General features: G+C 68.5%; 14 protein-coding genes and 1 pseudogene. 6 read left to right on the top strand and 9 right to left on the bottom strand.

Translation table 11 applies throughout. The features are described 5' to 3' along the window. Window positions 1–68: 68 nt before the first annotated feature. From ACFE87_RS04215 to ACFE87_RS04200, 4 genes are all read left to right on the top strand, one after another. The gene (locus ACFE87_RS04215) at window positions 69–1,172 is read left to right on the top strand and encodes an ATP phosphoribosyltransferase regulatory subunit (protein ID WP_375458481.1); all 1,104 of its coding nucleotides are present in this window, start codon (window positions 69–71) and stop codon (window positions 1,170–1,172) included. Then, window positions 1,169–2,182, top strand: coding sequence for an ATP phosphoribosyltransferase (hisG, locus tag ACFE87_RS04210; RefSeq protein ID WP_375458368.1), 1,014 nt, complete (start codon window positions 1,169–1,171; stop codon window positions 2,180–2,182). Before ACFE87_RS04215 ends, hisG begins: the two co-directional genes overlap by 4 nt. A 51-nt stretch (window positions 2,183–2,233) precedes the next feature. Then, the gene (locus tag ACFE87_RS04205) at window positions 2,234–2,704 is read left to right on the top strand and encodes an META domain-containing protein (RefSeq protein WP_375458367.1); all 471 of its coding nucleotides are present in this window, start codon (window positions 2,234–2,236) and stop codon (window positions 2,702–2,704) included. A 208-nt stretch (window positions 2,705–2,912) separates the two neighbouring features. Continuing rightward, window positions 2,913–5,015 (top strand): ABC transporter ATP-binding protein/permease, encoded by a 2,103-nt coding sequence (locus ACFE87_RS04200; protein ID WP_375458366.1) that lies wholly within the window; start codon window positions 2,913–2,915, stop codon window positions 5,013–5,015. Window positions 5,016–5,039: 24 nt separating this feature from the next. Here the strand turns inward: ACFE87_RS04200 and ACFE87_RS04195 are convergent, their stop codons facing one another. Continuing rightward, window positions 5,040–5,507, bottom strand: coding sequence for a MarR family winged helix-turn-helix transcriptional regulator (locus tag ACFE87_RS04195; protein WP_375458365.1), 468 nt, complete (start codon window positions 5,505–5,507; stop codon window positions 5,040–5,042). Then, window positions 5,504–6,277, bottom strand: a complete 774-nt coding sequence (locus ACFE87_RS04190) for a ferredoxin--NADP reductase (RefSeq protein ID WP_375458364.1) — start codon at window positions 6,275–6,277, stop codon at window positions 5,504–5,506. Before ACFE87_RS04190 ends, ACFE87_RS04195 begins: the two co-directional genes overlap by 4 nt. A 179-nt stretch (window positions 6,278–6,456) precedes the next feature. Here ACFE87_RS04190 and ACFE87_RS04185 point away from each other — a divergent pair, with 179 nt between their 5' ends. Together ACFE87_RS04185 and ACFE87_RS04180 are read left to right on the top strand one after the other, a co-directional pair. After that, a complete protein-coding gene (locus tag ACFE87_RS04185) occupies window positions 6,457–7,656 on the top strand; it encodes an amidohydrolase family protein (RefSeq protein ID WP_375458363.1) in 1,200 nt (399 codons plus the stop codon). Between the two features lie 10 nt (window positions 7,657–7,666). Continuing rightward, on the top strand, window positions 7,667–7,903 hold the full coding sequence (locus tag ACFE87_RS04180; protein WP_375458362.1) for a hypothetical protein: 237 nt from the start codon (window positions 7,667–7,669) through the stop codon (window positions 7,901–7,903). A 96-nt stretch (window positions 7,904–7,999) separates the two neighbouring features. Here ACFE87_RS04180 and ACFE87_RS04175 read toward each other — a convergent pair whose 3' ends face one another. The 7 genes and pseudogenes from ACFE87_RS04175 to ACFE87_RS04145 all read right to left on the bottom strand — a co-directional run. Further along, on the bottom strand, window positions 8,000–8,701 hold the full coding sequence (locus ACFE87_RS04175; RefSeq protein WP_375458361.1) for an ABC transporter ATP-binding protein: 702 nt from the start codon (window positions 8,699–8,701) through the stop codon (window positions 8,000–8,002). After that, window positions 8,694–9,476: an ABC transporter ATP-binding protein gene (locus tag ACFE87_RS04170; protein ID WP_375458360.1), complete on the bottom strand. Its 783-nt coding sequence runs from the start codon at window positions 9,474–9,476 to the stop codon at window positions 8,694–8,696. The genes ACFE87_RS04175 and ACFE87_RS04170 overlap by 8 nt, the downstream gene beginning before the upstream one ends. Further along, on the bottom strand, window positions 9,473–11,353 hold the full coding sequence (locus ACFE87_RS04165; RefSeq protein ID WP_375458359.1) for an ABC transporter permease: 1,881 nt from the start codon (window positions 11,351–11,353) through the stop codon (window positions 9,473–9,475). The genes ACFE87_RS04170 and ACFE87_RS04165 overlap by 4 nt, the downstream gene beginning before the upstream one ends. A gap of 225 nt (window positions 11,354–11,578) precedes the next feature. Beyond that, window positions 11,579–12,784 (bottom strand): ABC transporter substrate-binding protein, encoded by a 1,206-nt coding sequence (locus ACFE87_RS04160; protein WP_375458358.1) that lies wholly within the window; start codon window positions 12,782–12,784, stop codon window positions 11,579–11,581. 94 nt (window positions 12,785–12,878) lie between these two features. Further along, window positions 12,879–13,463 (bottom strand): amino acid synthesis family protein, encoded by a 585-nt coding sequence (locus tag ACFE87_RS04155; protein ID WP_375458357.1) that lies wholly within the window; start codon window positions 13,461–13,463, stop codon window positions 12,879–12,881. Next, window positions 13,460–14,593, bottom strand: coding sequence for a UPF0280 family protein (locus ACFE87_RS04150; RefSeq protein ID WP_375458356.1), 1,134 nt, complete (start codon window positions 14,591–14,593; stop codon window positions 13,460–13,462). The genes ACFE87_RS04155 and ACFE87_RS04150 overlap by 4 nt, the downstream gene beginning before the upstream one ends. After that, window positions 14,590–14,876 (bottom strand): annotated as a pseudogene (locus ACFE87_RS04145) (6-hydroxynicotinate reductase); the annotation flags it as partial. The pseudogene ACFE87_RS04145 and the gene ACFE87_RS04150, both read right to left, overlap by 4 nt.

Genomic DNA, 14,876 nt, shown 5'->3' with positions numbered 1-14,876 from the left:
CCTTATCTTCACCGTTCCCCTGAAAAGCCTTCGCGCTGTCGAGGCTTCTCGGCTAGGGACCCGGCATGATGACGCGACATGCGGCCGGGCCGGGCGATGCCCTCCTGCGACTCTTCGAGGATCAAGGCTTCGAACGGGTCGAGACACCCGTCCTGCAGCCGGCTGAGCTGTTTTTCGACCTCTCCGGCGAGGACATCCGCCGTCGCCTGTTTCTGACGCAGGACAATGCCGGGGCGGAATTCTGTCTTCGGCCGGAATACACGATCCCGGTCTGTCGCCAGCACGTCGCCTCCGGCGAGCTCGTGGGTGCGTATTGCTATCTCGGGCCGGTCTTCAGGCAGCGTAGCGAGGGGCCCGCGGAATTCCACCAGGTCGGCGTGGAATCGATCGGGCGCGCCGACATCTCTCCGGCGGATGCCGACATCCTGAGTCTCGCCCTCGATGGATTCGCCCTCTCGCCAAGGCTCGGCGGCTATGATGTGCGCGTCGGCGACATGGGCCTCCTGAGCGTGGTCTTCGCGGAACTGGGCCTCGCGCCGCCGGTGCAGCGCCGTCTCATCCGCTCGCTCGCGGGCGGCCAAGGTGCCGACGTTGCGCTCGAGCCCGACAGCCGCGCGGCCGGCTCGGATTATGCCGGGCTCCTGGCCGCGATCGAAGGGCAGGATCCCAAGGCGGCGCGTGCCTTCGTCGAGGACGTGATCTCCATCGCCGGCATTTCCCGCGTCGGGGGACGGAGTGCGGGCGAGATCGCGGACCGCTTCCTGGCCAAAGCCGAGAACAGGTTCGGGACGCTCGGCGATCGCGAGCGCGAGGTCTTGCGGCGCTATCTCGCGATCGCGGGTGACCTCGACGAAGCGGCGGACGCGATCCGGTCCCTTGCTTCGGACGAAAAGCTCGATCTCGCGGCCGCGCTCGACATCTTCGACGAACGGACCGGCTTCATCGCAGCCCGGGGCATCGATCTCGCCCGGCTCCGCTTCGCGGCCGATTTCGCCCGCACCCTCGACTATTATACGGGCTTCATCTTCGAGATCCGCGATGCTGGCCGGCCGGAAGGCTGGTACGTGGCGGCCGGGGGGCGCTACGACCGGCTGCTGCAGCATGTCGGCGCCAGGGCGCCCGTGCCGGCGGTCGGCGTGTCCTTCTGGCTCGACCCGGAGCCTGTCCGATGAACGACTATCCCCTCGTCATCGCCGTTCCGTCGAAGGGCCGCCTGCAGGAGAATGCGGCCGCCTTCTTCGCGCGGGCGGGCCTCCCCGTCCGGCAGGCGCGCGGCGGGCGCGACTACCGGGGTTCGCTCGTCGGCGTGCCGGGTGCCGAAATCCTGTTCCTGTCCGCCGCCGAGATCGTGAGCCAGCTTGCCTCGGGCGGCGCCCATCTCGGCGTGACGGGCGAGGACCTGTTGCGCGAGGGCGTGGACCGGGTCGAGGAGAAGCTCGAACTGATCACGCCACTCGGCTTCGGCAACGCCAATGTCGTGGTCGCCGTGCCGCAATCCTGGATCGACGTGCGCAACATGGCCGATCTCGACGAGGTCGCCCACGCCATGCGGGCGCGGCACGGACGCCGGCTGCGGGTCGCGACCAAATACCTGAACCTCACGCGGCGGTTCTTCGCCGAGAAGGGCGTGCTCGAATACCGCATCGTCGAGAGCCCGGGTGCGACCGAGGCCGCGCCGCAATCCGGCACCGCCGACGTGATCGTCGACATCACGACGACCGGCGCCACGCTGGCCGCGAACGGCCTCAAGGTCCTGGACGACGGGACGATCCTCCGGTCGGAGGCGAACCTGGTCGCCTCGCTCGGGGCCTCGTGGGGCGAGCGGGCTAGGGTCGTCGCCCGCACGGTGCTGTCCCGCATCGCGGCCGAGGAGGTGGGGCGCACGACCCGCGAGGTGCGGGCCGGGATCGATCCGGACCGTCCGGAGATCGCCGACATGGCAGCCCGTTTCGGGACGAGCCGGCCCGCCGGGCGCGCCAGCGCGACGGAGCTGATCCTGCATTGCCCGACCGACGCGGTCTTCGCGGTCGTGGACGGACTCCTGGCCGCCGGGGCCGAGGACGTCGCCGTGCACCGGCTCGACTACGTGTTCCGGACGGGGGAGCCGCTCATCTCGCGGCTATTCAGCCGGATTGGCGAGGAGGTCGACGGCGTCGCGGCAGGCTCGGCCGGTTTGCCCTAATCTTGCGCGAATTTCATGATTGCCGAAGGATGGGATCAATCGGGACGGGACATGCGTAGGCTCGCCATTCTTTCACTCCTCGGCATCGCCGCGTTCGCGAGCGTGGCCGAGGCCCAGTCGCGCGGCAAGCGCGGCAACGAGGATCAGCAGACCCCCGGCTTCGAGCCGCTGAAGAAGCAGGAGGAAAAGCGGTTCCCGCTCGGCAGCTCCTGGATCGCCATCAGCATCAACGGGAAGGCCTTTTCCGGGACCGAACGTCCGGCCTTCTCCGTCGACGAGCAATTCCGGGTCCAGGGCTTCGGCGGCTGCAACAGCTTCTCCGCGACCGCCTTCCCGCTGCGGGCCCAGGGCATCGCGGTCGGCCCGCTCGCGCTGACGAAGCGCAGCTGCGACAAGGGCGTGATGGCGACCGAGATGTCCTTCCTGACCGCGCTTCGAACCTCGGCCAAGTGGGACACGCAGATCGGAAGCCTCGTCATCCGGGGTCCGAATGGCGAGCTGAAATTCGAGCGCTCCCTCTGACCGACCCGTCGCGGCCCGATAGGCCGGGACGCCGATGCCGCGTCCGGTGTTGCGACAGGCCGTTTCTCCGCTAGAGAGTCTGGATGCGGAGCCCGTCCTGCTCGGCATCGGCACACATTTCACCACGGTACGGCTTGCGGCCCGGTCACGGGCGAGGGACGACCCTCGCCCTGCGCCGACAGGCGACGCGACGCGCAGGGAACGATAGATGAAGGCGCTCACCATCGTCATCGGCGCATTCGCGCTCGCGAACCTGCCGATCGGCAAGCTCCCGATCTACGTGACGCTGAGCGGCTTCGCGCTTGCCGCGATCGTCTATGCCGCGCGGCAGATCTCGCCCTATCTCCGCATCTTCGTCGTGATGTACGCGCTGGGCTATCTGCTGCTCGCCTCGGCCACGCTGCTCGGCGAACTCGGACTTCTGCCGGACCTCGTCGTCAGCCTGTTGCCGCCCGCCTTCTCGGCCTCGGCGGCGGGGGTCTTCGCCGCGATCGTGTTCGGCGCGTCCTTCATCCCGGTGATCCGGACCATCACGACGCTCGCCGATCCCTATTTCTACGCGACGACCCCTTCCTCGGGCTTCGGGCGCCTGTTCTCCTGGCTCGGCGCGACGGAAGGCCAGGTCGGATCCAGGCTCGTCGCCCTGCTGATCGCGATCAATTTCGTCCAGGTCGGCATGCAGATCCGGCTGAATCTCTGGTCGCGCGACCTGTTCAACGCGCTCCAGGAGAAGAATACGGACGCCTTCTGGTATCAGATCTTCGTCATCTTCTGCCCCTTGGCCGCGATCTGGATCGCGATCGCGGTCTACGAGGTCTTCGTCGACAGCGCGTTGCAGATCCGCTGGCGCACCTGGCTGACGCGGCGGACGGCCGCGCGTTGGCTCGATAACGGCACGCATTATCGCATCCCGCTGATGAGCTCGGACACGGACAACCCGGACCAGCGCATCCAGGCAGACATCCGGCTCTTCATCGCGCAGACGATGAGCCTGTCGATCCAGTTGCTGTCACAGGCGGCGACGCTCGTCTCCTTCGTCATCATCCTGTGGACGCTGTCGCGCGATTTCGTCATCCCGGGGACGGATCTCGTGATTCCGGGATTCCTGGTCTGGCTCGTGATCGCCTACGCCGTCATCGGTACCTGGCTGACGCACCTGATCGGGCGGCCCCTCATCGCGCTCGACTTCCGGCAGGAGACGGTGGAGGCGGATTTCCGCTTCTCGCTCGCGCGGCTTCGCGAATACGGCGAGCAGGTCGCGCTCCTTCGGGGCGAGAAGGCGGAGACCCAGCGGCTCGACCACAGCTTTTCGCGGGTGGTCGCGAACTTCCTGCAAATCCTGTCCCGTCGGATGAAGCTGACGACCTTCACGGCGGGCTACAGCCAGCTCAGCGTCATCTTTCCCTACGTGCTGGCAGCGCCGTCCTATTTCGTCGGCAAGATCACGCTCGGGCAGTTCCAGCAGACGGCCGGCGCCTTCAACCGGGTGGAGACGGCGATGTCGTTCTTCATCTCGGCCTACTCGACCCTGGCATCGTACAAGGCGAATGTGGATCGCCTCACGACGTTCAACGACTCGATGAGCCGAGCCGAGGCGGTCGGCCGCGAGACGTCGCTCGCCGTGCGGACCTCGGGCGAGGAGCATGATCTCACGCTCCAGGATGTGCGGCTGTCGCTTCCGGATGGCCGGGCGATCGTTCATGTCGACGGCTTCACCTTCGAGGAAGGGCCGTCCGTCCTCGTTACCGGTCCGTCGGGCTCCGGAAAATCGACCCTGCTGCGGGCGATCTCCGGGATCTGGCCGTTCGGGTCCGGGCAGGTCCATGTGCCGCCGGGCCGGAAGATGATGCTGATCCCGCAAAAGCCCTACATCCCGGTCGGTACGCTGCGGGCCGCGGTGACCTATCCCGGGCTCGACCAGCAATACGGGGACGAGGACATCCGGTCCGCTCTAGCCGCCGTGAATCTCGGCCACCTCACGGACAATCTCGATCTCGAGGACAATTGGGCGCACCACTTGTCCGGCGGCGAGCAACAGCGCCTGTCGCTGGCGCGCGCGCTCTTGGCCAAGCCCGACTGGCTCTTCCTCGACGAGGCGACGGCCTCGCTCGACGAGCCGATGGAGGCGATTGCCTACGGCATCATCGCCGAGCAACTGCCGAATACGACGGTGGTCTCGATCGGCCACCGCTCGACCCTGATCGCGATGCACGACAAACAGGTCGTGATGCACAAGGAGGAGAGCGGGCTGTTCGATCTCCGCGAGAAGACCGCGCAGGTCCGGCCGAGCCCGGCCCCGGTCGCGGAGTAGCACGCAGCACGGCACAAGCGACGATCACCGCAGCCGGTCGAGCAGTCCGACCAGCGTCGCGCGCTCGGCGGGACCGAGCGGCTCGAGCGTCGCCTCCGTCACGGCAAGCGCCCGCGGCACGCTGGCCCGATAGGCGTCGAGGCCGGCGGGCGAGAGGCGGAGCAGGAGGCGGCGACGGTCGGCAGGATCGGGCCGGGTCTCGACGAGGCCGCGGCGGGCGAGCCGCTCCACGACGCCCTTGATGGTCGCGACGTCCGTCGCAACGAGGCGTCCGAGATGGTTCTGGGAGCATTCGCCGATATCGGCGAGCCGGGACATGGCCGCCCATTGCAGGGGCGTCAACTCCTCGCCGAAGGCGGCGGAGAAAATCACCGCGTGGCGCTGCTGCACCTGTCGCAGGACGAAGCCGACCTGGTCGTCGAGCACGTAGCCCGGCACGTCGTCCGGGTCGGATCCCGTTCGCGCCGAACCCTCCGGCGCGAGCGCGCTCACTTCTCGACGAAGGCTTTCTCGATCACGTAGTCGCCCGGGACGCCGTGATTGCCTTCCTTGAAGCCGGTCCCGTCGAGCAGCACGCGGAGATCGGCCAGCATGGCCGGGCTGCCGCAGAGCATGACCCGGTCATGCGCGCGCTCCAACGTCTCGATCCCGCAATCCTCGAAGAGCTTGCCCGTGGTGATGAGGTCCGTAATGCGGCCCCGGTTGCGGAAGGGCTCGCGCGTGACCGTCGGGTAGTAGAGGAGCTTCTCGGCGATGAGTTCGCCGATGAGTTCGTCCTTCGGCAGCGTCTCCGTGATCATCTCGCCATAGGCGAGTTCGTTCACCTGCCGGCAGCCATGGACCAGGATCACCCGGTCGAAGCGGTCGTAGGTCTCCGGATCCTTGATGATGGACAGGAAGGGCGCGAGCCCGGTCCCTGTCCCCATCAGGTAGAGGTTGCGGCCCGAATGGAGGTTGTCGAGGACGAGCGTGCCGGTCGCCTTGCGGCTGACGATGATCGGGTCGCCGACCTTCAAATGCTGAAGGCGCGAGGTGAGCGGACCCTCCTGCACCTTGATCGAGAAGAATTCGAGCCGCTCCTCGTAATTGGCCGAGACGACGCTGTAGGCGCGCAGGAGCGGCTTCTCCCCGACCTTGAGGCCGATCATCGTGAATTCGCCGTTTCGGAAGCGAAATGATGGGTCGCGCGTGGTGGTGAAGGAGAACAGCGTGTCGGTCCAGTGATGGACGGACAACACGCGTTCCTCGTTGAAATTGCTCATCGAAAGCTGGTCCGTTCCGGATCGTGCCGCCGACATAGCGCGAAGCGGTCAAAACGCCAGGGCAACGCGAAAGATTGGTAAGCTTCCAGTCTGACGGCATCGTCGTTGCGACAGGGTCGTTCGTACACTAACAAACTGGGCCGAACAACACGCAGCGGGTTCGGCGCACGGAGATCGACATGGCCCATGATGCCACACCGACCCTCGATCCGAATGCCAAGCTCGTCATCCGCAACATCGGCCTCCTTCTCTCGGGGGACCTGAACCGGCCCATTCTCGACGCCGACACGCTCGTTGCCGTCGGTGGCCGCATCACGGCGATCGGGCGGGCCAAGGATGTCGACCAGGAAGGTGCGACCACGATCGTCGACGCCCGCGGCTCGGCGCTCGCGCCGGGCCTGATCGACAGCCACGTCCATCCAGTCGCAGGCGACTGGACGCCGCGGCAGAACCAGCTCGGCTGGATCGACTCGACCCTGAACGGCGGCGTCACCACGATGATCTCGGCCGGCGAGGTGCATACGCCGGGCCGGCCGCGCGACGTGGTCGGCCTGAAGGCGATGGCGATCTTCGCCCAGCGCGCCTTCACGGCCTTCCGGCCCGGCGGCATGAAGATCCATGCCGGCGCCCCGGTGATCGAGCCCGACATGGTCGAGAGCGACTTCAAGGACCTGGCGGAGGCGGGCGTAAGACTTCTCGGCGAAGTAGGACTCGGCGGCGTCAAGGACGGCCCGACCGCCAAACGCATGGTCGGCTGGGCGCGGAAATACGGCATCCAGTCGACGATCCATACCGGCGGGCCCTCGATCCCGGGTTCCGGCCTGATCGATTCCGCCGTGGTGCTGGAAGCCGATACCGACGTCGTCGGGCACATCAACGGCGGGCACACGGCCCTGCCGGACCGCGAGATCCGCTGCATCTGCGAGGGCTGCGGGCGCGGGCTCGAACTCGTCCATAACGGCAATGAGCGCGCCGCCCTCTACACGCTCCGGATCGCCCGCGAGATGGGCCAGCTCGACCGCGTCATCCTCGGCACCGACGGCCCCGCCGGCTCCGGCGTGCAGCCGCTCGGGATCCTGCGCATGATCGCGATGCTGTCCTCGATCGGCGACCTTCCGGCCGAACAGGCCTTCTGCCTCGGCACGGGCAACACGGCCCGGATGCGTGCGCTCGATTGCGGGCTGATCGAGGAGGGCAGAGCGGCTGACCTCGTGCTCCTCGACCGCGCCCAGCATTCCGCCGGCCGGAACCTCCTGGAATGCGTGCAGCTCGGTGACCTGCCGGGCGTCGGGATGGTCATCATCGACGGCGTGCCGCGCATCGGGCGCTCGCGCAACACGCCGCCGGCCGACAAGATGCCGGAGGTGGTGGCCGGATAAGAGAGCTGCCGTGAGCGCCGTCCACAACGAGCGCGTCAAGCTGACGGCAGCGTATCTCAACGCCGCTGCAGCAGCATGCTTCGCGGCTGGCGTCGTCGCTCCGTTAGCCGCCGCGGTGTTTGGCTTGACGAGCGGGAATGCCGGGCTTTCCACATTGACTCTGGTGATCGGTGTCACGATCTTCTTCGTAGCCTCGCTCTGTCTGCATTTCGCGGCGCGCTACATCCTGAGGGGACTGAGGTCGTGAACGATATCCAGATACTGGCTTTCGTGGTTGTGCCGGGCGCAGCTGTCGCCATGGGATGGGGGCTTGCCATCTGGGCTCGTCACTACGCCGACTGAGTCACACCGCCAGATACGCGTCCCTGACCTCCGCACTCCCTTCGAGCTCGGCCATCGTCCCGTCGAACCTCACGCGGCCGCGCTCGATGATCACCGCCCTGTCGGAGATGAGCCGGGCGAAGTGCAGATTCTGCTCGGACAGGACGACCGACACGCCCTCGCGCTTCATGGCCAGGATCGCCTGCGCCATCTCCTCGACGATCTTCGGCGCGAGCCCCTCGGAAGGCTCGTCGAGGAGGACGAGGCTCGGATTGCCCACCAGCGTGCGGGCGATGGTCAGCATCTGCTGCTCGCCGCCGCTCATCCGGCCGCCGGGCCGGCCCCGCATCTCGCCAAGATTGGGGAAGAGGCCGTAGAGCTTCTCGGGCGTCCAGGTCGCGGCGCCGGCGCGGGCCGGCTGGCGGCCGACCTCGAGATTTTCGGCGACCGTCAGTTCGGTGAAGATGCGGCGGTCCTCCGGCACGTAGCCGAGCCCGGCCCGGACGATCTCGTGCGTCGGCAGGCGCGACAGGTCGCGGCCGTCGAACACGACCCGGCCCTCGCGCTTGGCGAGGAGGCCGACGATCGCCCGGAAGGTGGTCGACTTGCCGGCCCCGTTGCGGCCGAGCAGTGCCACGACCTCGCCCGCGCCGACGGCGAGCCCGATATCGAACAGGATGTGGGCCGGCCCGTACCAGCCGTTCAGGCCCGAGACCTCAAGCATGGGCGACCTCGGCCGCGTGGCCGTATGTCAGGCCTTCGCCGAGATAGGTCGCCCGCACGGCCGCGTTCTCGCGGATCTCGGCCGGCGGGCCCTCGGCGATGATGCGGCCGCGATCGAGCACGATGACCCGGTCGGCATGTTCGAAGACGACGTCCATGTCGTGTTCGGTGAACAGGATGCCGAGCCGCGCGTCGCGGGCGATCTTGGCCGCGAGGCGCATCATCTCGATCCGCTCGGCCGGGGCCATGCCGGCCGTGGGTTCGTCCATCAGGAGAAGGGCGGGCTTGTTCGCCAGCGCGACCGCGAGTTCGAGTCGCTTCAGGTCGCCATAGGCGAGCTCGCCGCAGGCGCGGCCGGCCGACTGCGCCATCCCGACGAGCGCGCAGAGAGCGTCGGCCTCCGCCACGAAGGACGCTCCCGCATAGCCCGCGATCCGGCCGATTCTGCCCGCCCCGGAGAGGAGCGCGACCTGCACGTTCTCCCGCACCGTCATCGACGGGAAGGTCGCGGTGATCTGGAAGGTCCGGCCCACGCCGAGCCGCGCCACTTCGCGCGGGGGAAGGCCGGTGATGTCCCGCCCCGACACGGCAACCCGGCCGGCATCGGGCGCGACCTGCCCGTTCAGCATGTTGAAACAGGTGGATTTCCCGGCCCCGTTCGGGCCGATCATCGCGAGAAGCTCGCCGGCCTCGAGCGTGAACGAGACGTCGCGCACCGCATGCACGCCGCCATAGGCTTTCGAGAGGTGTTCGACCGAGAGGAGCGGGCCCGTCACTCGGCAGGCCTCAGCGTTTCGGCTCTCGACCCCGAGAGCCGGTCCCGGTAGCGGGCGCGAAGCTCCGCGAGCGAGCCCACGATGCCGCGTGGGAAGGCGACCACGAGGACGATGATCAGGAGCCCGAGCACGAGCTTCGAGGCGTCGGTGTAGCTCATGAGGACGATCGTCAGCGTCCGGAAGACGAGGGCGCCGACCACGGCCCCGGACACGGTCTCGACGCCACCGAGCAGCACCATGACGAGGCCGTCGACCGACAGCGGGATGCCGAGATTGTCCGGAAAGACGCTGCCTTTCAGGAAGGCGAACAGCGCTCCTGCGAGGCCGGCCACCGCGCCCGCGAGCGTGAAGGCGGCCCATTGCACGCGGCCCCGGTCGATCCCGATCGCCTCGGCCCGAAGCGTCGAATCGCGCACGGCCCGAAGCGCGAAACCGAACGGCGAGAACACGACGACGCGGAGCGCCGCGATGCCGAGCGCCGCCGCCGCGAGCGTGAGATAGAAGAACGCGGTCGGGCTTGCCGCCCAGGCGGGCGGCCAGACGCCCAGGATGCCATTATCGCCGCCGGTGACGCCGGTCCATTGAAAGGCGACCGACCAGGCGATCTGCGCGAAGGCGAGGGTCAGCATGGCGAAGTAGACGCCGGAGAGGCGGACGCAGAACCAGCCGAACAAAGCCGCACCGACGGCCGCGAGCCCGATCCCGGTCGCGATCGCGCCGGGCATCGGCCAACCGAGCGCCTTGGTGGCGAGCGCCGCCCCGTAGGCGCCGAGTCCGAAATAGGCGGCGTGCCCGAACGAGACGAGGCCTCCCGTCGACATCATGAATTGCAGGCTGGCCGCGAACAGCGCGAAGATCAGGAGCTCGGCCGCGACAGTGAGCAGGTAGCTGCCGGCCCCGAGCGGCAGCAGCGCCGCGACGATCACCGCGGCCGGGACTGCCACGCGTTCGCGCCGATCGAGCGGCCGCCAGGGCCGGATCACGGCCGCCACCGATGGTCGGGCTGGTCCTTCCGGCTTCCCGAACAGGCCGAAGGGCCGGATCACGAGGACGACCGCCATCACGGCGAAGACGAGGACGAGCGAGATCTGCGGCAGGATCAGGATGCCGAAGGCGTTCAGCTCCGAGACCAGGAGGGCGGCAACGAAGGCGCCCGTCACGCTGCCGAGGCCGCCGACCACCACGACGACGAAGACCTCGACGATGATGCGAAGGTCCATCGTATGGCTGACGGCGTCGCGCGGCAGCTGCAGCGCGCCGCCGAGGGCGGCGAGGAAGATGCCGAGCGCGAACACGGCCGTGAACAGCCATTTCTGGTTCACGCCGAGCGCCGCGACCATGTCCCGGTCCTGCGTCGCGGCCCGGACCAGGATCCCGAAGCGCGTCCGGTGGAACAGGAGCCAGAGGAGGCCCAGCACCGTCGGCCCGAGCACGACGAGGAACAGGTCGTAGAGCGGCACCGCCTGGCCGAGGATGTCGACGGCGCCGCGGAACCCCGGCGCGCGGCGCCCGACCAGGTCCTCGGGACCCCAGATCATGACGGCGAGGTCCTCGAAGACGAGGGTCACGCCGAAGGTGGCGAGAAGCTGGAACAACTCTGGCGCGTGGTAGATGCGGCGGAGAAGCACGATCTCGATCACGGCGCCCAACGCGGCCACCAGGAGCGCCGCGAGAACGAGACCGCCCCAGAAGCCGAGCCCGCCCGAGAAGCGGGTCGTCAACGAATACGCGACATAGGCGCCGGCCATGTAGAAGGCGCCATGGGCGAAATTCACGATCCGGGTGACGCCGAAGATGATCGACAGCCCGGACGCGACCAGAAACAGCGACGACGCTCCGGCGAGGCCGGTCAGGAACTGGACGAGGAGGAAGTCCACGGGTTCAGGCCACCGTCATTCCGGGCAGGCAACCCGGATGTTTCCGAGTTGCCTCTCTTCCAACTTCGGAAGTCGGGCAGGCTCGACTTTCGCTGCAGCACGCAGTGATGCCCCGCAGACCCGGAACCCACGGTTGGCGCCGCCGGTGAGTCGCTTCCAAGTCCCGTGAGCTTCCGTGGGTTCCGGGTTCTCGCTGCGCGAGCCCCGGAATGACGGGGAGGGGTCTCACCCCTGCGGCCGCATCTTCTTCACCTCGTCGTCGCTCGGCAGGAACTTGGCGCCGTCGCGATACTCGAAATCGACCATGACGCCCTTGCCGTCCTTGACGGTCGTGCGGCCCACATAAGCGCCCATGGTGGCCTGATGGTCGATGGCCCGGAAGGTGGAGGGGCCGAACGGCGTCGAGAACGAGATACCCTCGGCAGCTGCGATCAGCTTCTCGGTGTCGGTCGAGCCGGCCTTGGCGATGATCGCGGCGGCCGCGTTCACGAGCGAGTAGCCGACCACGGAGCCGAGCCGCGGATAGTCGCTGAACTTCGCCTGATAGGCCTTGTAGAAGGCGTTATGGACGTCGGTCTGGATGCCGTACCAGGGATAGCCGGTGACGATCCAGCCTTCCGGCGTCTCGTCCTTCAGCGGATCGAGATATTCGGGTTCGCCGGTCAGGAACGAGACGACGGCGCGGTCCTTGAACAGGCCGCGCGTATTGCCTTCGCGGACCAGCTTCACGAGATCGGGCCCGAAGGTGACGTTGAGGATCGCCTCGGGCCGCATCGCAGCGACCGCCTGAATCACCGGACCCGCATCGATCTTGCCCTGCGGCGGCCATTGCTCGCCGACCCATTCGATGTCGGGGCGCTTCTTGGACAGGATCTCCTTGAAGACCTTCACGGCCGACTGGCCGTATTCGTAATTCGGCGCGATCGTCGCCCATCGCTTCGCGGGAAGCTTGGCGGCCTCCTCGGCCAGCATCGCGGCCTGCATGTAGTTCGACGGCCTGAGCCGGAACGTGTAGCGGTTGCCGCCCGACCAGACCATGGCGTCGGTCAGGGGTTCGCCCGCGAGATAGAACATCTTCTTCTGCTTGGCGTAATCGGCGAGCGCGAGGCCGATATTCGAGAAGAAGCCGCCGGCGATCATGACGACCTCCTCGCGCGAGACGAGCTCGTTCGCGGCCGTGACGGCGTCGGCGGGCTTGCCGCCGTCATCCTTGGTGATGACGTTCAGCTTCCGGCCGAGCACGCCGCCCTTGGCATTGATCTCCTCGACGGCGAGCTGGATGCCCTTGCGGTAGGGCTCGGTGAAGGCCGGCAGGCCGGAATAGCTGTTCACCTCGCCGATCTTGATCTCGCCCTGCTGGGCGAGGGCGGGCCAGGTTGCCGCGGCGGCGCCCAGTGCCAGGGTGGTGAGCAGCACTCGTCTCGTGTTCATGCCTGTCCCCTTCTTCGTTCGGTAGTCCCGCTCACCCCGGCGGAAGCCGAGGCCCAGCCTGACCTGGATCCCGGCTTTCGCCGGGATGAGCGGCCTATTTCAATCCATCCTTGCCGACGATCTCGCCGATTGTCAGCCCGCCGACCCGCGGCAGCGGCCGGCCACCATCCGTCACGGCGACCGCAACCACGATCTCGTCCGCCCGCGGCGCGTCGGTCACCCGAACCTCCATGCCGTCGAAATGGCTCCGCACGAAGGCCGCATCCTTGTGTCCGAGCGGGATGTCGAAGGCGACACCCGGTCCGCCCCGCTTCTTCGAGGACGGGATCAGGGCCGCCCCGCCGCCCAGCGCCGCCCGGACGGGCGCGCCAAACTTCGGGTGCAAGATCGCTGCCGCGTGTTCGAGCTCGCCGTCCTCGCCGACGGCCGCCGCCTTGCCGTAGCTCTGGACCGCGACGCCCGGGATGCCGAGCGCCGCGATCGCCCGTTTGGTGAGGAGCGCGCCCAGTTCCTCGCCGATGGCGACGAGGTCGGACAGGTCCTCGACATAGCGGCCGGCGAAGGGGTTCCGGATCACGGCGACCGCAGCGGCGCGCCGGGTCGGCGGATCGACGGCGCGGCCCATCTCGGTCCGGGTCTCCTCGACCGTGACGACGATCTTGCGGATCTCGGCTGTCACGCTGCCATGCTCCTTGACCCCTTGCCATCCCCATCGGGCGCCATGCTGAGGAGCGGGCCGGAGGTCCGCGTCTCGAAGCACGCTCCGCCGGTGGTGCGTGCTTCGAGACGGCCGGCTTCGCCGACCTCCTCAGCATGACGCTGTCGGTGGAAGTTCGTTGCGACTGTCGACAGCATTTGCCCCTGCACATTCAGGGCGGCGGCCTCGATCAGCCCGCGGGCGATCAACGCCTCCGCCTTTGCCAGGCCGGCCGCGAGCGCCGACCGAATGTCGGCCGGCGACAAGCGACCGACGTCGCACGTGACGAGCAGGCCCCCGAGGTCGCTGTCGGCCTGGACCTCCCGCGCCGGCACCCGCGTCACGGCCGGATGCCCGGGCAGGTCGACGGCATTCGCGACGATCGTGGCGGCCGCGTCCGCCTCGGCGGCGGTGCGGGCCAGGATCGTCACGGCATCTGCGATGCCGAGCGAGAAGCTGCGGCCGCGCCAGCCGCTCGTTGCGATGCCCCGGACGGGGTCTCCGAACCGGATCGTGGCCGTGCCGGCGAGACGTGGCCGGTCGGGACGGTTGACCAGGCCGATGCGGACCTCTTCCCCCTCGGCGAGATAGAGCGCGATGTCGCCGCCATTGTTGACCGAGGCGCGGGCTAGGTCGGCGGCGCCGGTCATGGCGAGAAGGACCTCCTCGGCCACGGCACCGGCGACGGCCGCCATCGGCGTGATGAAGCCGTCGACGGCGAAGGGCAGGACGGCATGGTGCATCCGGCGCGCGACCCGGCCTTGCAGGCGGCATGCGGTCCCGTCGACCGGCCGTTTGAGGAGGGGGAGTTCGGTGCAGAGTTCGTCCAGGATGGTGGCAAAGCGGGCGGTGGCGGCGCGGTAGGCCTCGCGGACGGCGAGGTCCGCGTCTCCTCCCCCAGAGGGGGAGGGGGACCAGGCGAAGCCTGGTGGAGGGGGACCGTCCACAGGGTTGCGCGGGCACCCCCCTCCACCGCGCTTCGCGCGGTCCCCCTCCCCCTGCGGGGGAGGAGAGGGGCGGCGTCCAATTGCCTCGACCACGAGGTCGATCGGCCCGTGCTGCAGGTGCAGGCGGCGGCCGTCGGGGAGGAGGCGGGCGGTGGGCGGGATCACGCGAGCCGCCTCGCGGAGCCGCCGGCGAGCGGCCACGGATTGTCGTCCCGCTGCTGCACGGCCCGGCGGGCCGGGCCCGTACCGGCCCGGACGTCGTCGAGGCGGCGGACCTCGCCCATATGGCCGCCCAGCGCCTCGTAGTCGCGGAGCGGCAGCGAGAACTCGATCGGGGCGACGAGGGCCGGCGTCGGCACGTAGCCGAAGGCGTTGTCCGGCACCCGCGAGACGTCGACCATGAAGGTGATGCCGCCGCCCGGCCAGACATAGACCGGCGCGCCCCCGC

Source organism: uncultured Enterovirga sp. (assembly GCF_964242715.1).
Taxonomy (GTDB): Bacteria; Pseudomonadota; Alphaproteobacteria; order Rhizobiales; family Beijerinckiaceae; genus Enterovirga.
This window is presented reverse-complemented; position numbering and strand designations above follow the sequence as displayed.

Bases quoted from the DNA above. Each gene is read 5' to 3' on its own strand.
- ACFE87_RS04200 (WP_375458366.1), top strand. From the start codon at position 2,913: ATGAAGGCGCTCACCATCGTCATCGGCGCATTCGCGCTCGCGAACCTG.
- hisG (WP_375458368.1), top strand. From the start codon at position 1,169: ATGAACGACTATCCCCTCGTCATCGCCGTTCCGTCGAAGGGCCGCCTG.
- ACFE87_RS04160 (WP_375458358.1), bottom strand. From the start codon at position 12,784: ATGAACACGAGACGAGTGCTGCTCACCACCCTGGCACTGGGCGCCGCC.
- ACFE87_RS04190 (WP_375458364.1), bottom strand. From the start codon at position 6,277: ATGAGCAATTTCAACGAGGAACGCGTGTTGTCCGTCCATCACTGGACC.
- ACFE87_RS04215 (WP_375458481.1), top strand. From the start codon at position 69: ATGACGCGACATGCGGCCGGGCCGGGCGATGCCCTCCTGCGACTCTTC.
- ACFE87_RS04185 (WP_375458363.1), top strand. From the start codon at position 6,457: ATGGCCCATGATGCCACACCGACCCTCGATCCGAATGCCAAGCTCGTC.
- ACFE87_RS04205 (WP_375458367.1), top strand. From the start codon at position 2,234: ATGCGTAGGCTCGCCATTCTTTCACTCCTCGGCATCGCCGCGTTCGCG.
- ACFE87_RS04175 (WP_375458361.1), bottom strand. From the start codon at position 8,701: ATGCTTGAGGTCTCGGGCCTGAACGGCTGGTACGGGCCGGCCCACATC.